This is a genomic window from Chloroflexus aurantiacus J-10-fl (assembly GCF_000018865.1).
Classification (GTDB): domain Bacteria; phylum Chloroflexota; class Chloroflexia; order Chloroflexales; family Chloroflexaceae; genus Chloroflexus; species Chloroflexus aurantiacus.
In genome coordinates, this window is sequence record NC_010175.1 from 188,474 (window position 1) to 207,938 (window position 19,465).

Sequence of the window (19,465 nt, forward strand, 5' to 3'; positions counted from 1 at the left end):
ATGCTAGCCGTGATCGGGGACACGAGCCATCCGTTGGGCAATCTGTACCCGATCCGGTAATGCCATATCACCGACTCCCTCAACAACACATGCCGCCGCCGCAGCAGCAAAGTGAGCCGCTCCTACCGGATCGCCGGTTTCCCACAGGCGAATCAGAAACGCGGTGGTGAAGACATCACCGGCGCCGGTTGGATCACTCTCTTGGGCAGGAAACGCCGGGATGTGATGCGGTTTACCGTGGATGAAGAGGGTGGCACCCGCTGCCCCGTGGGTCACGATCCCGATTGGTACCAGCCGGGCGTAATACGCAGCTAGCTCATCATCACCGGCGACATCCTCGCTGCTGAGCGTCAGAACGTGGAGATGCCTCAGTTCCGCAGGAGTCGGTCGCCAGCGTCGAGGCCGGATCGGTGTTGGCAGATCGGTATTCCAATCGCGTAACCAGCCTTGTGCAGTTGCGCCAATCAGGGCACCAGGAAACGCACCGGCCAGGTCTGGTGAACACTCATGCAGTACCGGCCCCAACAGCACGATTGGCGCTGTCCGCCATGCCGCCGGTAGAGCGGTGACCGGGATAGACGGCGCAATCGCATGTAGCCATTGCTGCCGTCCGGCAGGTGTGTAGCGATTCTCGAAGGTAGAACTGAACGTTGTGGGCAGGCTGATCCAGGCAACGCCAGGCGGAGCAGGCTCGACGCTGGCCGTCACAATGGCTGCACGCAGGCCAAGGCGCTGGGCCAGCAGAGCAGCAAAGCGAGCTGTACCGCCAGGAGCAGTAGTCTGCTGCGGTAACAAATCACGGGTAACGTGGCCGATGGCAACAAATTCGATCATCGTGGAGTGACTCCAATTACATCGAACTATGCATAATGGTGTGCAGATTATACCAGAGAGGTGCGCGAAGGGGAGGTTGGGGTTGGCGGGTTCATAGATCGGCGGGTTCATAGCCCGGCGGCTTAAAACCTTGCCTCAATTCGCGGAAGGCCGGCAGGGCTGCCTGGTGGCGGGGTGTGGGTGCCGGGCGGCGGGTTTCATGGGTCGGCGGGTTGAAACGCTGCCTCAATTCGTGGAAGCCCCTCCGGGGCTGCCTGGCAGCGGGGTGTGGGTGCCGGGCGGCGGGTTAATTCATCGGCGGGTTTCAGGAGTCGGTGGGTTAAAACCCTGCCTCAATTCGTGGAAGCCCCTTCGGGGCTACCTCTATGCATTACCCACATGTCACGCTGCGTTAGGCCAGGCTGCAAGCACTCTCTGTGGCGCGGGCTTCCAGCCCGCGTGCCGGCATCATCGCCACCGCCGTCAGGTGCTGGCCGTGGCCGCTGGTGCGCAGGCACGAACCAAGTGTAACAACACCGCTACGCCCAGGTATCGCATGTATGCCTGACTGACTCGATGATTGTCACGAGCACATCCAGTACCGCCGTGACCAGGATGGGTAACGGTGGGCCACGCGCCGGATCGTGAGCACGGCTGGCGCGGCAGCATGGCTGCCGCACTCCAAACTACGCGACACGGGTAATGGTGGTCGGCAACGGTATCGACACTGAAACGTGATCCCACTGTGCGCAGAGCTGCGGGGTAACCGCTGCGACCTCCACGTGATCGCGAGCGCGGCTGGCGCGGCAGCATGGCTGCCGCACTCCAAACTACGCGACACGCACATGATGCGTGAGTAAGGCAACCCATCCGGCACGTGATAGCACGGCTGGAGCTGCGCGCTATCACCGGGCCAGTTGCCCACAACAGCATCCATAGCGATCATCACCGCTGATACGCACGTAGTTGACACCAGGTATGGGTAATGCGTAGCCGGGTGGGAGAGGGGAGGGCAGACATTTGATCGAGGGCTTCCTGATAGGGTAGACGTTGTATTCGTTCATCTATCCTGGCCGTCCGTGAATGCCGCCAGGGGCGGGAGCTTGCGTTTGGCTCCTCCCTCCAGCACTGGTACCGGCACCATGCGCGCCGGAGGCGCGCGCTCCCAGCTCCCGGCTGGGGAGCACACCCGTCATCACGCCCCCGACCCGCGCCGGCACGCGGGCAATGCAGTATTCGCGTTATGGGTAATACATAGGGGGCTACCTGGCGGCGGGGTGTGGGTGCCTCCAGCCCCAACGGGGCTTACATGCTGTCAGGGATGGCTTTAGCCCACCTGACCCGGCGGGGCTACCCGGCGGCGGTACTAAGCCACCACAGTCTGCTCACCAACTTTACGCAACCACGGCAAGAGAATATCGAGAAATGCAGCCGGTGTCTCATCGAACGGACAATGACCGCTGTCGGGGATGATTTTGATCTCGGCGTGTGGGATCATCCGTTGCCTGATAATTTCGGCATGGGCGGGTGGAATCGAGCGATCTTCGGCTCCCCAGATGAGGAGCGTGGGTTGTTTAATTTCGCCGGGCGTAAGGTCGAGGACTAGATTGGCAAATTCACGGCTGACTTTCAGGTATGAACCTGCACCATAACGGCGAAGCGGGCCACTAAATAGCTCAACCAGCTCCGGGGTGACACATTCTTTGCGATGGTACGCCGACAACAACCCCTGCCGTACCCCCCAGCGATTGCCGAATACGCCGGCCAGTGCCTCGCCAATCAGCGGTGAACCTATGGCATCGAGCATGAAACGATCAAAGGTGCTGAGTGGCCGTGCCTGTAACTGTGCTCCTGAGCTGTTGACCAGAACCAGGGCATGTACCAGATCAGGGTAGGCACGCGCCAGTTGCGCGCTGACCACACCTCCCATCGAATGACCAACCACCACCGCCGGACGACCAATCGTATTGCGGATCAATGCTGCGGCCTGGGCTGCCCACCGTTCGCGACTGGGCCGACCGGCAGGCCGCGCCGAGTAACCGAAATAGTAGAGATCGAGAGCGTATAACGTCTGTTCACCGGCAATTGCTCTCATCACCGGACGCCAGTGTTCGATGAGGGCACCATACCCGTGGATCAAGAGCACCGGCAAGCCCTGGACGGGTGAGGACATCCAGACCCGCATTAAGCCATCAGGGCCACTGCGGTACTCCTCCCGAATCTCAAATTTGCGGGTGGTATTGATTTCGGTTGGGGTTGACATGATCTATATCCTCAATCTAGTTTGGGTCACTTAAAGCAACAAACGTGGTATACCTGTTATCAGGATACCACGTTTGCAAATACTATGCACAGATTTTGCCTGCGATTATTTGTACAGGCGGAGGGTAATGTCACCAGAAGTTGTGTTGGTCTTCAGAACGGTGCGGCCCTGGCCGAACGTGGCCGTAAATGAGCGCGAGTTAGCCGACAGCGCAGACAGTTCCGACGGGATGTTTATCCTTCCACTCACGGTTGTGAACGTCATCTGTGTATCAAGTGGCTCTCGCAGAACGAGTTCAACATTCCCGGCAATCGTCTCTATCTCCTGGCGTTCGGCAGCCGGTTGGCCGGTAAAGCGTACATCACCGCTCGTCGTACTGATGGTAAGCCGGGATGCCTCGGTAGCCTCGACAGCCACTCTGCCGGAGACGGTACCGATCACAGCAGTATTAAATGAACCTTGTAAGGTAACATCACCATCAATAGCCTGAATATCGAGATCGGTGAATTGACCATTCACATCCGTATCGCCACCAATGGTCACAACTTTTAGTCCGCCACGATGATCGCGCAGTTCAATATCGCCGCCGGTTGTGTTCACGGTCAGTTGACCGCTAGTACGGTCGGCAACCACATCACCGCTGACGGTAGTGATCGTTCCGCTCGCCTCAATCTGGCGCAGCGTTACATCACCTGAAACTAATTCAACGTTGAACGTTACATCGCGTGGCAGGGACAGTTCGAGGCTTGCATACGGATCGCGGCCAAAATACCACATTATCTGCGGCTGACGGCGCACATGGACGAAGAGTGTGTCACCCCGCTGTTCGACCTCTATCGTAATCTGGGCCGCAGCCGCAGCCGCAGCGTTGGCTGCCCATCCAAAACCACGCCGCTCGCCACGTAAGATGACCTCTTCCCCATCGGTTGCCGATAATGTCACCTGATCATTGACACCAGTCACTTCGACGCGGCTGACGGCGAAACGCTGGACTGGTAGCGTTTGAGCACTATTTTCACGGGCCAGTTGCAGGTCAAAGCCGGCAATTGAGCCGCGACTGACCAGTTCAAACAGTAACCAGCCCAGTCCACCTATGATTAGCATAATCCCCAACAGACGGCGTCGGAGAGGATATTCAGGTGGACGTTGTGGGGAGACAGGCGGTTCAACGGTTTTCATGGTTTATTCCTTACACGTTATTGAACATGAACATATTAACAATGGACAAAACATCTTGTAACTGTCAGGTCAAGATGACACAACCCTGCGCAGACCGGTAAGCTTCCAATCTCTACTCCATCCGACGCCGTACCGACAACGAGAGTTGCAATGTCGGCCAATTCAGAACATACGCACGCTGATCTGGTGTTTCAGGGCTTTGTGGGTGCATAGCAGCCTTTGCCACCGTTTGCCAGCGGCGGGCCACTGTTGCCAGGGCTTCGTCGCCACTAAATCCGTGGCGCACCAGCCAGCAGCCAACGGTCATGCCGGTACGGCCAACTCCACCGAGACAGTGAAGGTAGACGGTCGCGCCCCGGTTGAGCTGTTCGTCTATGGCAGCGAGGATGGCTTGCATCTGGGCCGGGGTAGCAGGCAGACCGAAATCGGGAATACTGAAACGCTGATGGTGCATGGGTGATGGTAATGCGGGCGCGTAAGACCAGGCTTCGCCCGGTGTGGTAAGATCAATGAAACAGGTGATTCCTGCGGCCTGATACCACGCAAGTCGCTGGATGTCAGCGGCGGTCGGAAAAGGATATTCCCCGGCGATAAATCTCTCTGTCACCAGATATGCGTTGGGATGAGGAAGCATAGCGTAGAACGCCGATCAATCAATCAAGGAACTATCATTATCAACGTCACCAAAAGCAGATTATGCATATTCTGCTTTAACCAATCACTCTTCAGGTACAATACAGACATGCCTATTTTAATCGATGGCCACAATCTGATCGGTCAAATGCCCGACATTGAACTCAGCGATCCCGATGACGAAGCAAAGCTGGTCGCTAAACTACGTCGCTACGTCGCCAAAAAGCGTGGCCGGAAAATTGTGGTTGTGTTTGATGGTGGTGTCTATGGTCATCCCCAAAATCTCAACGGGTTCGGAGTTGAGACACGCTTTGTTAAACCACCACAGAATGCCGACCACGAGTTGATCAGGCAAATTCGGGCGATTCGCCGCTGCGATGAGTGGCTGGTCGTCTCCTCGGATCGGGCAGTGGTCGGTGAAGCGCAAGCCCGTGGCATTCGGGTGATGTCGGCCCAAGAGTTTGCCCGCCGTTTGCAGATGCTCGATCAGCCGCGCATCAATGCGCGTGATAAACGGGGCGACCGCCCTTTGAGTAAGGCCGAAGTCGAAGAATGGCTACGTTTTTTTGGGGTTGATGAGGACGAAGATACCTTATACTACTAACGCTATGCCAGACCCGGTTACAGAACAAAACCGTCGCTCGTGGAATGCGGTTGTGCCTGCCCACGTCAGCCATCGCGCCGATGAAGCGGCGTTTCTCCGCCAGGGCGGCTCAACGCTGTTCCCCGAAGAAGTGGCCCTGCTCGGTGATGTGCGCGGTTGTCGGCTTCTGCATCTCCTCTGCAATACGGGTGCGGATAGCCTGTCGCTGGCTGCGCGTGGTGCTATCGTGACGGGGGTTGATTTGAGCGATGCCGCTATAGCTCACGCACGGGCGTTGAGTGTTGCCAGCGGTATTCCGGCTACGTTCGTGCAGGCCGATGTGTACGAGTATCTGGCTGCCGCTGCCGCAGCCAATACCCGCTTTGAACGTATCTATGCCGGCTATGGTGTTATCTGCTGGTTGCGCGACCTCACGGCCTTTGCCAATGGTATCGCACATCTGCTGGCACCCGGTGGCCGGTTTGTGTTGATGGAGTTTCATCCGGCCTCGAATATGTTCAACGCCGACTGGCAACTGGCTTACGATTATCCACAGGGTGGTCAAACGCTGACCCTGCCCGGTGTCGGCGATTATGTTGGTGCTGCCGACGGTGGGCTATCACCGTCCGGGTTTTTGCCCGGAGTACGCGATTTTGTCAACCCAGAGCCGTGTACCCTCTATCGGTGGGGGGTTGGTGAGGTGGTGACTGCCCTGGTGCAGGCCGGCTTGCGCCTGCACGTATTGCGAGAGTATTGTTACGTTAATGGCGAGCGACCGTTCACGCGCATGGTGGCAACTCCGGAGCGCCGGATGTATCCCCCGGCAGATGTGCCTGCAATCCCGCTGATGTACGGTCTGGCTGTAGAAAAGGATACGAGCGATGGATGAGTGGGGGATTGGGCACGACCGGATCATTCTGAGCGGGATGCAGTTTATCGGTTACCATGGCACTCGCCCCGAAGAGAATCGACTCGGCCAGCGCTTTGTGGTTGATGTAGCCGTCCAGCTTGATTTGCAGGCAGCCGGTGTAAGCGATGATTTGAGTCAGACGGTTGACTACAGTCAGATTCACGACCGGGTGCGCGAGATTGTCTGTGGGCCACCGCTCAAACTAACCGAGGCCGTCGCCGAGCGGATTGCCGCTGCCGTCTTGCACGATCATCCGACGATAGTCGCAGTAGCGGTGCGGGTGACGAAACCGGGAGTGCGGTTGGGCGAGACAATCCTCGCCGGTTCGATGGTAGAAATTGTGCGGCGAAGATGATGCGTCCTCGGGTTACGCTATGTTTTGCCCAAACCCTCGATGGTCGGGTGGCAGCCGTTGACGGCAGCTCGCAGTGGATCAGCGGCCCCGAATCGCTCCGCTTTTGTCATCACCTGCGGGCAAACAGTGATGCGATTATGGTTGGGGTTGGTACGGTGTTACGCGATGATCCACGCCTCACCACGCGGCTGGTAGCAGGGCCTGATCCCTTGCGGGTGATTGTAGACACCCATCTCCGCACACCAACGACCGCTGCCGTCATTCGTGATGGTGCCGGCACGGGTACCCTGCTGGCCTGCACTGCTGCGGCGCCGCTTGAACGACGTATCGCCTTACAGGAATGCGGCGCGACGGTGCTGACTATGCCGGAAGCGGCTGGCGGTGGTGTCGATCTGGCAGCACTCCTCACAGCGCTCGGCGAACGGGGTGTGGCGAGTGTGATGGTTGAAGGTGGTGCGCGCCTGATCACGAGTCTGCTGCGCGCAAACCTGGTTGATGCGCTGGCAGTCACGATTGCGCCGATCATCCTCGGTAGTGGGCCGTCAGCTATCGGCGATCTGGGCATCCTCACGCTAAATCAGGCTCTGCGACTGACGAACGTCACCTGGACGACGTATGGCGCTGATGTGGTGATCGAAGGCGATCTGGCACACCATCAGTAGCAATCAGCGAAGCAGTCAAGACGGTATGAAACCCTTACCCGCGCAAGCCATCTGGTTTACCGCCCCCCACACGGTGAGCATCCGTGAGGAGATTGCTCCACCACCGGCTTACGGTGACGTGCGGATCGCAGCTATTGCATCGTTGATCAGTCACGGCACCGAACGCCTGGTCTATCGCGGTGAGGTCGATCCAACCCTGGCCCTCGATCTCCCAACGCTGCAAGGAAGTTTTGCCTTTCCCATCAAATACGGTTACGCCATCGCCGGCAGAGTCATCGACATTGGCCCAGGGGTTGAGCAGTTTCAGATTGGTGATCCGGTCGCGGCCCTCCATCCGCACCAGACTATCTTCACCCTACCGGCGCATCTGGTCAAACGGCTACCGGACACCCTTGATCCGGCATTGGGTGGGTTCTACGCCAATGTCGAAACAGCGCTGACGATTTGCCACGATGCAGCACCAAGGCTGGGAGAAACTGTCGTTGTGCTGGGACAGGGTGTGGTTGGCTTGCTGGTCACACAGCTCTTGCAACGAACCGGTGCGCAGGTGATTGCGGTCGAACCCGATGCGCATCGTCGGGCGCTGGCCACCCAATTCGGTGCCACGACCCTTGCCCAGGCTGATCCGGCAACCATTGCCGAACTTACCGATGGACGGGGGGCCGATATAGTGGTTGAGGTGAGCGGGTCACCGGCTGCGTTACAACAGGCGATTGAACTAACAGCGACAGAGGGGCTGGTGGTGGTTGCATCGTGGTACGGGCAAAAACCGGCACCACTGATCCTGGGAGGGCATTTTCACCGTGGTCGGGTACGCCTGCGCTCATCGCAGGTTGGTCGGCTGGCTCCAGAAACGCTGCCACGCTGGGATTACGCACGGCGGAGCGCCACCGTGATGAACCTCTTACCGCGCCTATGCCTGAACGAGTTGATCAGCCACCGCATTCCTTTCGTGCAAGCCGCAGCAGCGTATGATCTGCTTGATCAGGCACCGCCAGGGCTGGTACAGGTGATGTTGACGTATGCTGATTACGCACCACAAACGTGAACGATGGGAGTGATAGGCCCGCCGGAATCGCTCTCGTCCCTGGGCCGTGCTGGTGTGGTGACCAGCCGGGGTGCAGCGAACGAAAACTATCGTCTGTAAGGATGCGATACATCCCAATAACACGGGCCAGTAGAAGATGGCCCGGATTTCTGAGAAGCGAAGACCTCGCGCTCTGTGCAAAGGAGACACGTATGTATGAAGTCGGCGTCATTGCCCAGTTTGAAGCGGCTCATCGTTTGGAAGGGAACTTCGGCCCAGCCACCCGGATGCACGGGCATACCTACCGGCTGGAGGCGATTGTGAGCGGGGAGCGTCTGCAAGCGGACGGCACCCTCTTCGACATTACACGCCTGCAAGAGGCGGTCAACGCCATCGTTGCCGACCTGCACTACCGTGATTTGGGTACTGTCGCCGGTCTGGAGAACGTGAATACCACTGCTGAAAACGTGGCGCGCTATTGCTGGGATCGGATTGCGGCTGCCATTCGTGGCGTTGGTTTAATGACGCTCACCGTGCGCATCTGGGAAAATCCGCAAGCCTTCGCCAGTTATCAGAGCAGGCTGGAAGGATGAAGGTATGGCCCTGCGCATTGCGTTTCTCACCGTCGGCGATCCGCAACGGCGTACCGGCGGCTACCTCTACCATCGCGAGGTCTTTCGGTGCTGGCAGGCTCGCAATCAACCGGTCGAGGAGATTGTGCTGGGGCCGGCGGATGTAGCCGGACAGATCGCGGCCAGCAACCGGGCCGGCCAACTGGTTGAGGCAGGCCGCTATGATGTGATTGTGGTTGATGCGCTGGCCCGCGCCGTCGTGGCTCCCTGGCTGGCGCACTGGCAGAGGCTGTGTCCGCTGGTGACGCTGGTTCACGAACTGCCGACAGTTGCCGGAGCAAGCGATCCGCGCGAGTACGAATGGGAACAGATGCTACTACGGGCTGATGCGCTGGTTGCAGTCAGCGATGATGGGGCTAACACGTTAATTGCGCGCGGCGTTGAAGCTGCCCGCATTCATATCGCTTCTGGCGGTTGTGACCGTCTGCTGAGTCGGATGCCGGTTGGCAAAGCGCGGGAAGAGCTGGTTATCGCCGTCGCCCAATGGATTCCGCGCAAAAATCTGGCCCATCTGGTACGGGTGTGGGGGCAGGTAGCAGAGCATCCCTGGCGGCTGGAGCTGATCGGTGAAAGCGATGCCGATCCGGTGTATGCCGGTGAGGTCTGGCAGGCCATCCAGCACTGTCCGGCCAACGTGATTGTGCGTGGCGTCCTTGCAGATGACGAACTTGCCGAACGCTATGCGCGGGCCAGTCTGTTTGCCTTACCTTCGCGGTTTGAAGGGTATGGATTGGTCTTTGCCGAAGCGTTAGCTTGTGGGTTGCCGGTGATCGCCGGCGCAGTCGGGCCGGTACCAGCCCTGGTTGGCGCTGGGGGAATGCTCGTTCATCCCGATGACGAGCAGGCATTGAGCGTTGCCTTACGCACTGTAATGCGCGACGCACACCTGCGTCAGCACTTGAGCACTGCTGCCCGGCAACGAGCAAGTACCCTCCCACGCTGGCAGGACACTGCCCAACACCTCTTATGCGCCATCGAATGGGCATACGCGCAGCGACATCGCGTATCAACCTGACAAAATCGTCATCTTGTTTCCCTTGTGAGACCTTCTCTCGCATGCTACAGTATCTGGCGGTGTCAACCCTGGACGCCTGCGGTTATCGTAACAAGGGAGCAATTTCGATGACTGGAAAAAAAGCAATCCTCTCTCTGATCACCACTGCCCTTGTTCTGTTGCTGACAGCCTGTGGCGGTGGCGCAACCAGCAGTTCACAGCCCACGCCAACGACCGAAGAAGCCCGCCCAACCCGCACCCCTCGCCCCGCCGGAAATGTTACATCACCAACTACTGCGCCGACCACTGCTCCGACCACCGATACTACTGTCGAGCAAGCGCCAGTATTGAGCACGAACGCTGACCTGACGGCACTGGGTAATGTGCAGGTAGAGATGAAGCTGGAAGGAACATCACAGGAATCAGGGCAGGAGGCAGAACCGTTCAATCTGGTGATGCAGCAAATCATCCTCGCCAATGGTGATCGCAGTCTCACGATGGAAAGCACATCGCCCGAATCTGGATTAGTTCGCATTATCAGCGTTCAGGTTGGCGGTCAGGTGTACCAGTATGTAGAAGACAGCAATCAGCCGTACTGTATGGCCATGGGGAACTTCGATCTGTTCAGTGGGAGCATGCTCACTCCCGACGCCCTGATCGGTAGCATCCCAGAGGCACAGCTCGTTGAGCGAGGGGTGCAGGTCAACGGTTTTACCACTGATCGCTACACCTTTACTATCAATGAACAGACCCCCAATTATCAGGGTGAGGCCAAAGGCGAAATCTGGGCTGCACAAGACCCGGCAGTTGTCGTGCGGCATATTGGTGAATTTACCGGCACGATCACAGGTGTCACTACGGAAGAAGGTGGAACACCGCTCCCTGGCCAACTGGGCAACATCCGTTGGGAATACAACGTCACCCAACTGGACGCCAATACCAACATCACCCTGCCCGAAACCTGTGCTCAGCAGCAGGCCGCAGGTGCCGAGATTCCCCTACCGGCGAATATCAGCAACAGGGTTCAGATGGGTGACCTGATCAGCTTTGAAACCACCGAGTCACCGGATAACATTGTCTCCTTCTACCAGACCGAGATGGTGGCCCAGGGCTGGCAGGCCGGTGAAGTCAGTCAATACGGTAGCGATTACCAGCTCACCTTCAGCAAGGATGGGCGCACGGCGACCATTCTTGTCTCGGTGATTGATAATAAGACCAGCGTGATCATTATGCTCGCCTCATCGTAAGGTACGACCCATACGCAGGGAAACTTGCGGTCATCGTCAGCACAACTGAGCGTTACTTGAAACCGCTGCTCCAGGCGGGCGAAGCCACAACCTTCGCCCGCCGTTCGTTTCCATCACCTGTATCAGCACACATGTTGCTTCATAAGCGGCTCACGAATTGCAGTACCAGGTATGAGAATACTTGAGTACTATTGTCAATTTTTTATCAGCAATAGTACAATATTTTGTTGTATACGCCATCGCATTCATGCCAGACGAGCACCATCATGGACACCACATTGAAGCAAGGCACACTCAGCGTATGGTACGACGAAAAAGGGTATGGATTTATCGTTGACCCTCAAGAGGAAAGAACGTTCGTTCACATCACTGCCTTTGGCCGCATTCCCCGTCGCCCGGTCGTAGGCGACACGATCTTCTACACCACGACTATTGATCGAGATGGCAAAATCCGCGCCGATTACGCCTGGATTGAGGGCTTACCTGCTCCCCGACGCAGGTCGTATGTTCATCAACACCGTAAAAAAGGTCAGCCCTGGAGCCTCACCGATGTTGTGTTGCTGTTGACAGTTATCGTGCTCTTCTTTGTGGCGGGAGGACTCTTTACAGTTGCATTTGCGGGTGATACTGTCACAACAACCGTAGCCCAAATCTTTGCCAAACGTCCCGGCCCGCCTGAGTGTGTCATTAAAGGAAACATCTCCATCGAAACCGGCGAGAAAATCTACCATCTGCCCGGTATGAGAGACTACGATAGCACCCGTATTCGTGAAGAATACGGCGAGCGCTGGTTCTGTACCGAACAGGAAGCGATTGAAGCGGGCTGGCGGAGAGCGGGGAGGTAGGAAGCCCGGCATCCTGGAACCAGGTTGAAAACCTCTCTCTCGCATCGGGTGTGAGCCGCTCTTGGTGGGGTGTAGTGAGGGGAGGCAGAGGCCGGGGAGTGCGCGCTGGAAATGTGCGCTCCCAGAGATGGAAGCGTGCTGTGGTGAGGAGACGTGTGAACAGAGGCGTGTGTTCCCAGCGAGGAATAGAACCCATTTCAAAAAAACATCTCCCATTGCCGACCGGCTCCCTGATCGTGACGAACACACCCAGCATCCTTGTCTCCAGCCAGATCAACGACGTGACACGCGCCGGATCGTAAGCACGACTGGCACGGCAGCATGGCTACCGCACTCCAAACGTTGCGCCACGCGCATGACAGACGAGTAGGGCACCCAATCCGACGAGTGATGGCACTGGCGATGGTCGTCAGCGCTCCTCGCTTCTACTCCGGCAGCCTGGGAGCAGGATAGACTATCGTTTCCTCACCACTTCAGCGCAAGGGAAAGGCTGTTAGCCGTAGCAGCAGGTTGAGGAAGATTCATGACGATCAGGTTCTGCCTGCCCTGTTGACAAACCCGACGCTCTGTGGTATCCTCTTCGCGGATCGTCAATTTGGGTGAAAAGTACAAATCTATGGTTGCTCACTTTGTAAGCCTTATCCTTCTCGTACTCGTACTCCTCCTTAGCCTTATTGGCGGGTGGAGCAAACGTGTTTAGGGAGGGGAAGGACGCAAAGCCCCAGATCAGGATGCAAGACTGAACCTCCCGAACATCGGGAGGTTTTTTAGTACCCGTGAGAGGATCAACGTGGTGCGGCTCAGCAAACACAACCTGCTCTTCTGGCTACGACAGGCATGGCAGCCGCAACTCGTTTTCGTGCCGGTAGCATCTCACCGGCATCTGGTATTCAATTCAGTTCACCGTCGCCTACCGACGCATCGCTGCGCGTTCGGTTACTCACAGCGGAGTGAGTAGCGGCGTATTGCCCCATTGCTGTGGCTCGTCGGTTATAGACCTGGTCGTTTGGAACGGCATAGCGCAGGGTTGCGCTAATGACCGCTACCTATGGCTGTGTCTCAAAAGCTCGGTTACAGATTCATTGTGGACAGGAGTAAGTTCGATGACCAAACCTCTTACCGGCGCCCAGATTATGTGTGAAGCCCTCATCCGGGAGGGAGTCGAAGTGATGTTCGGCATTCCCGGCGGTGCCATCATGCCCTTCTACTACGCGATGTGGGATTATCGCGACCGGCTGCGCCACGTGTTGTGTCGCCACGAGCAGGGAGCCGGTCACGCCGCCGAGGGGTATGCCCGTGCCACCGGCAAGATCGGGGTCTGTATCGGCACCAGTGGCCCCGGCGCGACCAATCTGGTTACGCCAATTGCCGATGCGATGATGGACAGTACGCCCTTGCTGGCAATTACCGGACAGGTCGGCAGTCACGTTCTCGGTAAGGATGCCTTCCAGGAGACGGACATTACCGGAATTACGATGCCGATTACCAAGCACAATTATCTGGTGAAGAATGTCGATGAGCTGGCCTATGTCTTCAAAGAGGCAATTTACATCGCAACAACCGGACGACCCGGCCCGGTGCTGATCGACATTACCAAAGATGCAATGCAGAAGACGACGGTACCGAACTGGGACATCAAGCTCAATCTGCCCGGTTACAAGCCAACCTATCATGGAAACCGTCGTCAGATTCGGGAAGCGATTAAGCTGCTGATCAGCGCGAAGAAGCCGTTGATCATCGCCGGTCACGGCATCATCATGGCGGGTGCGCACCGCGAGCTGCAAGAGTTTGCCGAACGGTTGCGGATTCCGGTGATTACCACCCTGCACGGCATTGGCGCTATCCCCGAAAATCATCCGTTGAGCATTGGTATGCCGGGTATGCACGGCTGGGTGCATGTCAATCGCGCTATTCAGGAGTGTGATGTTCTCTTTAACATCGGCGGTCGTTTCGACGACCGGGTGACCGGTAAGGCCAGTACCTTTGCTCCCAACGCCCGCATCATTCACGTTGACATTGATCCCTCTGAGATTGGTAAGAACGTGCGAGTTGACGTGCCGATTGTCGGCGACGCCCGGCTGGTGTTGCAGGCATTCCTGGAGGATTTGCCCCCACCCAGCGAGCTGGCCGATCTGCACACGCATGCTTCGGACTGGATGGAGCACATCCGCGAGATGCAGGATAAGCACCAGGGGAAGCAGCAGTACAAGAACCGGGCCGCGATGGTAAATATGGCCTTGCCGCCGCACGATGTCTACGAGGCGCTGAGCCGCACTCTGAACGCACGTGGCAACTATCGGGTGGTCACCGATGTCGGTCAGCACCAAATGTGGGCAGCCCAATTGATCGACTGGAACCACGGCCCACGCACGCATATTACATCGGGTGGTGCCGGAACGATGGGTTTTGCAGTGCCGGCAGCCATGGGCGTGGCAATCGCCTGCCCCAACGATACGGTCTGGGCTATTGTCGGTGACGGTGGCTTCCAGATGACCAATCAAGAGATGGCGACCATCGTGCAGGAAGGGTTGAAGAATGTCAAGATCGCCGTCATCAACAACGGCTATCTCGGCATGGTGCGGCAGTGGCAGGAGCTGTTCGAGCACAAGCGGTACAGCGGGACACCTCTCTCTGGCCCCGACTTTGCCAAACTGGCAGAGGCTTACGGCTGGAAGGGTCTGACCGTCGAACGCAGCGAGGATGTGCAGGATGCCATTGATGAAGCCCACGCGACCGATGGCCCAGTCCTGATCGATTTCCGGGTCGAACGGGAGGTCAACGTCTTCCCGATGGTGCCCCAGAACAAGTCAATCGGCGAGATGATCCTGTCTGAGTCGCAGGCGTAGGGCGCAGACAACCTTGTGAGATGAAGGAGTAGCAGACAATGAAGAAACATACCATCGTCGCCCTCGTGCAAGATCGACCCGGTGTGCTGAGTCGTGTGACCGGGTTGGTGCGCCGTCGCGGCTATAACATCGAAAGCCTGGCCGTTGGACACAGCGAGACCCCCGGCGTTAGCCGGCTGACGCTGGTTGTCGAGTCGGAAGATGTCGAGCAGGTGGTCAAGCAGCTCTACCGCCTGATCGAAGTGATCAAGGTGAGCGATGTAACCGACGATCCGACGGTTGAGAGCGAAATGACCATGATCAAGCTGCATGCGCCACCGGCAGTACGCCACGAGATCATCTCGATGTGCAGCGTCTTTGGGGCACGGATCGTCGATGTCGGCAGCAATACGATGATCGTCGAAATGACCGGTACGCCGGGCAAGGTCGAGAACTTCATCGAGGTAGTACGTCCCTACGGGATCAAGGAAATGATGCGCACCGGTCGCATTGCCATGGTACGTGGCGCTCGCGGCCACAACGCCGGAGAGTACGTAGAGCCGGCAACGAATGGCGCATCCGTACCGGTTCTCAATTAATCGTTAGCTACTGAGACGCCCGCTTTGGGCGTCTCAGTGGTTCTTACATCGTGCGCGATGCAGCGGGCATCGCATGAGAGTGAGGAATTAGAGAATCATGGCAGAACTGTACTACGACAATCAGGCCGATCTCAACCGCTTGAAGAACAAGCCGATTGCCATCATCGGCTTCGGCAGCCAGGGTCACGCCCATGCCCGTAACCTCGCCGACAGCGGCCTCGATGTGCGCGTCGGTCTTTACCCCGGCTCGAAGAGCTGGGCCAAGGTCGAAGCTGCCGGGTTGAAAGTGATGACGGTAGCCGAGGCTGCCCGCGAAGCGCAGATCGTGATGATCCTGACCCCTGACATCGGCCAGGCCGACCTCTACCGCGAGCATATTGCACCGGCAATGGAACCCGGTAAAACGCTTATGTTCGCGCACGGGTTCAATATTCGCTTTGGTCAGATCATCCCGCCCCAGGGTATCGATGTCAGCATGGTCGCGCCGAAAGCGCCCGGTCATCGAGTACGCGAGGTCTTCGTGCAGGGTGGTGGCGTTCCGGCACTGATTGCGGTTGAGCAAGATGCGACTGGAGGAGCATTTGAAGATGCGCTCGCCTACGCCAAAGGACTTGGCTGCACCCGTGCCGGGGTGTTGCGCACAACCTTTGCCGAAGAGACCGAGACCGACCTCTTCGGCGAACAGGTTGTCTTGTGCGGTGGCGTGAGTGCGCTGGTCAAGGCCGCCTTCGAGACCCTGGTCGAGGCCGGCTATCAGCCAGAAGTTGCCTACTTCGAGTGTATGCACGAGCTGAAGCTGATCGTTGACCTCTTCTACCAGGGTGGTCTCAACTACATGCGCTACTCGGTCAGCGATACCGCTGAGTGGGGCGATTACACAGCGGGGCCGAAGATCATTACCGATCAGACCCGTGCCGCTATGCGCCAGATTCTGGCCGACATCCAGAGCGGTGCCTTTGCCGAAGACTGGATCGATGAGAATCACAATGGCCGACCGCGCTTCAACGCCTACCGACAGGCTGATATTAACCATCCGATTGAGCAGATTGGTCGTGAGCTGCGCCGCATGATGCCTTTCGTCAACCCGCGCGAAGTCAAGCCGGGTGAAGGTGGCGCCTGAGAGTAGATTGCATAGATCGTGGCCGGTAGTTGCTCCGGCCACGACACACCACCACATCACAGGAGGTACCCATGAGCAACACGACTGAACCGAGTGTAGAGTACGTCCGTATCTTTGACACAACCCTGCGCGATGGTGAACAGGCTCCCGGCTGTACGATGACTCTGGAAGAGAAGCTGGAGGTTGCCCGCCAGTTGGCCCGGCTGCGGGTTGACATTATCGAGGCCGGTTTTCCGGCAGCTTCCCCCGGCGACTGGGCAGCAGTGCACGAAATTGCCCGCGAAATTGGTACTCCCGACGGCCCGATTATCGCTGCGCTGGCGCGTGCCAATCGCGACGACATCGACAAGGCGTGGAGTGCAATTCAGCCGGCGGCCAAAAAGCGCATTCACACGTTTATGTCAACTTCAGACATCCATCTGGAATATCAATTTCGCAAGACACGTGCCGAAGCTCTGGCCCTGATTCACGAGATGGTCAGCTATGCACGCTCGCTGTGCGAAGATGTCGAATTCTCACCGATGGATGCCGGTCGTACCGATCCGCTCTTCCTGCGTGAAGCGGTAGCAGTGGCAGTGGCCGCCGGCGCAACGACGCTCAATATTCCTGATACAGTTGGGTACCTCACCCCTGACGAGTACGGGGCGATGATCCGTGATCTACGCGAGAATGTACCGGGCATCGAACGCTGTATCCTCTCGACCCACTGCCACGACGATCTGGGCATGGCGGTCGCCAACTCGCTGGCCGGCGTGCGGGCAGGGGCGCGGCAGGTCGAATGTACCATCAACGGCATCGGCGAACGGGCCGGTAACGCTTCGCTCGAAGAAGTGGTGATGGCCCTGCACACTCGTCAGCAGTACTACGGTCTGCGCACTCGCGTAGAGACGCGCGAAATTGCTCGCACATCGCGCCTGGTGAGCAGCTTCATCGGCGTACCGGTACCGCCCAACAAGGCCATTGTCGGTGCCAATGCCTTCGCCCACGAGTCGGGCATTCACCAGGATGGCGTCTTGAAGTACCGGCAAACGTATGAAATTATGAGTGCCGAGACGGTTGGTCTCGACAGCAATACCCTGGTGCTCGGCAAGCACTCTGGACGCCACGCTTTCCGCAAGTATCTGGAAGAGAAGGGCTACAAGCTCAATGAGGAAGAATTCCAGCACGTCTTTGCCCGCTTCAAAGACTTGTGTGACCGCAAGAAGAAGGTTGATGACCGCGATATCGAGGCGCTGATCGCCGGTGAGATGCAGCATACGCCTGAACTATACAAACTCGATCACGTCCAGTATGCGTCGGGTATCGGCATGATCCCCACGGCGACTGTACGGCTGATCGGCCCTGATGGGCAGACCAGGATTGACAGCGCCCAGGGTACCGGCCCGGTTGATGCGGTCTACCAGGCAATCAACCGCATTATTCAGCGTCCGAACGAGTTGATCGAGTTCTCGATCAATGCGATCACCGAAGGGCTTGATGCAGTCGCTGAAGTGACTGTGCGTATTCGCGAACAGGGTGCACCGGCCCGGTTGAACGAGAGCAGCAGTACCGCAACCAGCCTGACCGGTCGCCGACCGGCGCAGCAAATCTTTAGTGGGTACGGTGTACATACCGATACGATTGTGGCCGCTGCGCAAGCCTACATGGCGGCCCTCAACAAGATGCTGGCTGCCCGTCAGGAGCGAATCAAGGCTGAGGCAGTGGCGTATGCCGCCGGCTACAGCGGAGAAAGCGGGACACTGCCGGTTGACATCTTCGGCGGTAGTACGCTTGGGTAGATGATCTTGTGCGATCCTGACGGGAAGCATATACTTCCCGCCAGGATCGGTTAACCACGACACCGGGATGCCACAAGCGTAACCTGGCATCTCATCTGCAACACACCTGCGTCAGTACACGTATGCAAACCATTGCCTACCTCGGCCCACCGGGAACCTTCAGCGAAGAAGCAGCGCTTGCCTATGCCGCAGGGCGCGAGGCACGACTGCTGCCGCTGGCCAGTATTCCGGCTGTGGTCACAGCCATTGAAACGGAAGCGGCAACCGTTGGGGTGTTGCCGATTGAAAACCTGTTGGAAGGTAGCGTCAGCTATACGCTTGATCTGCTGATCCACGAGACGAATTTGCAAATCGCCGGCGAGATTGTTGTGCCAATTCGCCAGTATCTCCTGGCCCGACCCGGTTTACAACTGAGCGATATTAAAGTGCTGTACGCGCATCCGCAATCACTGGCCCAGTGTCGGCGCTTTGTTGAGCGCTGCCTGCCCGGCGTGGCTACCGTCGCTTCGCTGAGCAATTCGGCTGCCCCCGCCGAGGCGATGGCTGATGAACGTCCGGCGGCGGCAATTGGCACACTGCGCGCAGCCGAACTGGTCGGTGCAACGATCCTGGCCCGTGAGATTGCCGATAGCCCTCACAATGTGACGCGCTTCATTGTGCTGGCCCGCGAAGATGCCCCGCCCACCGGTGATGACAAAACCAGTTTCTGTTTTGGGTTCACCCGCGAGGATCGACCCGGCAGTCTGGTGAGCGCCCTCCAGGAGCTGGCCGTCGAAAATATTAATATGACGAAGCTCGAATCGCGCCCAACCCGTGCGATTCTTGGTCAATACATCTTTCTGGTTGACATCAATGGACACCGCCGCGAACCACACGTTGCCCGTGCCCTCGAACGCATTCGCCTGCATACGGGCATGCTGAAAATCTTTGGTAGCTATCCGCGCTGGCGTGGCGCTAATGGTAATCATGCGTCGTAGGTTGCGGCAAGGAGGAGAGCAAA

18 protein-coding genes are annotated in these 19,465 nt (G+C 57.9%); 14 read left to right on the forward strand and 4 right to left on the reverse strand.

The features are described 5' to 3' along the window. Nucleotides 1–3 precede the first annotated feature (3 nt). The 4 genes from CAUR_RS00765 to CAUR_RS00780 all read right to left on the reverse strand — a co-directional run bounded on the left by CAUR_RS00765 (nt 4) and on the right by CAUR_RS00780 (nt 4,862). The gene (locus CAUR_RS00765; RefSeq protein WP_012256060.1) at nt 4–834 is read right to left on the reverse strand and encodes a carbohydrate kinase family protein; all 831 of its coding nucleotides are present in this window, start codon (nt 832–834) and stop codon (nt 4–6) included. Nucleotides 835–2,179: 1,345 nt separating this feature from the next. Continuing rightward, on the reverse strand, nt 2,180–3,076 hold the full coding sequence (locus CAUR_RS00770) for an alpha/beta fold hydrolase (protein WP_012256061.1): 897 nt from the start codon (nt 3,074–3,076) through the stop codon (nt 2,180–2,182). A 105-nt stretch (nt 3,077–3,181) separates the two neighbouring features. Next, nucleotides 3,182–4,255 carry a DUF4097 family beta strand repeat-containing protein gene (locus CAUR_RS00775; RefSeq protein ID WP_012256062.1) on the reverse strand — a complete coding sequence of 358 codons (1,074 nt, stop codon included), beginning with the start codon at nt 4,253–4,255 and terminating at the stop codon, nt 3,182–3,184. Between the two features lie 112 nt (nt 4,256–4,367). Then, complete coding sequence (locus CAUR_RS00780) at nt 4,368–4,862, reverse strand: protein-tyrosine phosphatase family protein (RefSeq protein WP_242605010.1); 495 nt, start codon at nt 4,860–4,862, stop codon at nt 4,368–4,370. A gap of 135 nt (nt 4,863–4,997) precedes the next feature. Between CAUR_RS00780 and CAUR_RS00785 the strand changes: the two genes are divergently transcribed. From CAUR_RS00785 to pheA, 14 genes are all read left to right on the forward strand, one after another. Further along, a complete protein-coding gene (locus tag CAUR_RS00785; RefSeq protein ID WP_012256064.1) occupies nt 4,998–5,492 on the forward strand; it encodes an NYN domain-containing protein in 495 nt (164 codons plus the stop codon). Between the two features lie 52 nt (nt 5,493–5,544). Next, nucleotides 5,545–6,360 (forward strand): class I SAM-dependent methyltransferase, encoded by an 816-nt coding sequence (locus tag CAUR_RS00790; RefSeq protein WP_242605011.1) that lies wholly within the window; start codon nt 5,545–5,547, stop codon nt 6,358–6,360. Beyond that, nucleotides 6,353–6,736 carry a dihydroneopterin aldolase gene (gene folB, locus CAUR_RS00795; protein WP_012256066.1) on the forward strand — a complete coding sequence of 128 codons (384 nt, stop codon included), beginning with the start codon at nt 6,353–6,355 and terminating at the stop codon, nt 6,734–6,736. Before CAUR_RS00790 ends, folB begins: the two co-directional genes overlap by 8 nt. Beyond that, a complete protein-coding gene (locus CAUR_RS00800) occupies nt 6,733–7,398 on the forward strand; it encodes a RibD family protein (RefSeq protein ID WP_012256067.1) in 666 nt (221 codons plus the stop codon). Before folB ends, CAUR_RS00800 begins: the two co-directional genes overlap by 4 nt. Before the next feature lie 25 nt (nt 7,399–7,423). After that, on the forward strand, nt 7,424–8,446 hold the full coding sequence (locus CAUR_RS00805; protein ID WP_012256068.1) for a zinc-binding dehydrogenase: 1,023 nt from the start codon (nt 7,424–7,426) through the stop codon (nt 8,444–8,446). A 191-nt stretch (nt 8,447–8,637) separates the two neighbouring features. Beyond that, on the forward strand, nt 8,638–9,018 hold the full coding sequence (locus CAUR_RS00810; protein WP_012256069.1) for a 6-pyruvoyl trahydropterin synthase family protein: 381 nt from the start codon (nt 8,638–8,640) through the stop codon (nt 9,016–9,018). A gap of 4 nt (nt 9,019–9,022) precedes the next feature. Then, nucleotides 9,023–10,072: a glycosyltransferase gene (locus CAUR_RS00815; RefSeq protein ID WP_012256070.1), complete on the forward strand. Its 1,050-nt coding sequence runs from the start codon at nt 9,023–9,025 to the stop codon at nt 10,070–10,072. Between the two features lie 107 nt (nt 10,073–10,179). Then, the gene (locus tag CAUR_RS00820; protein WP_012256071.1) at nt 10,180–11,298 is read left to right on the forward strand and encodes a hypothetical protein; all 1,119 of its coding nucleotides are present in this window, start codon (nt 10,180–10,182) and stop codon (nt 11,296–11,298) included. A gap of 266 nt (nt 11,299–11,564) precedes the next feature. Then, the gene (locus tag CAUR_RS00825; RefSeq protein WP_012256072.1) at nt 11,565–12,143 is read left to right on the forward strand and encodes a cold-shock protein; all 579 of its coding nucleotides are present in this window, start codon (nt 11,565–11,567) and stop codon (nt 12,141–12,143) included. A gap of 1,103 nt (nt 12,144–13,246) precedes the next feature. Beyond that, nucleotides 13,247–14,989 carry a biosynthetic-type acetolactate synthase large subunit gene (gene ilvB, locus CAUR_RS00830; protein ID WP_012256073.1) on the forward strand — a complete coding sequence of 581 codons (1,743 nt, stop codon included), beginning with the start codon at nt 13,247–13,249 and terminating at the stop codon, nt 14,987–14,989. A gap of 38 nt (nt 14,990–15,027) precedes the next feature. Continuing rightward, nucleotides 15,028–15,567, forward strand: coding sequence for an acetolactate synthase small subunit (ilvN, locus tag CAUR_RS00835; RefSeq protein ID WP_012256074.1), 540 nt, complete (start codon nt 15,028–15,030; stop codon nt 15,565–15,567). A gap of 97 nt (nt 15,568–15,664) precedes the next feature. Continuing rightward, on the forward strand, nt 15,665–16,687 hold the full coding sequence (ilvC, locus tag CAUR_RS00840; RefSeq protein WP_012256075.1) for a ketol-acid reductoisomerase: 1,023 nt from the start codon (nt 15,665–15,667) through the stop codon (nt 16,685–16,687). 71 nt (nt 16,688–16,758) lie between these two features. After that, complete coding sequence (locus tag CAUR_RS00845) at nt 16,759–18,465, forward strand: 2-isopropylmalate synthase (protein ID WP_012256076.1); 1,707 nt, start codon at nt 16,759–16,761, stop codon at nt 18,463–18,465. 122 nt (nt 18,466–18,587) lie between these two features. Next, nucleotides 18,588–19,442: a prephenate dehydratase gene (gene pheA, locus CAUR_RS00850; RefSeq protein ID WP_012256077.1), complete on the forward strand. Its 855-nt coding sequence runs from the start codon at nt 18,588–18,590 to the stop codon at nt 19,440–19,442. Nucleotides 19,443–19,465: the final 23 nt, after the last annotated feature.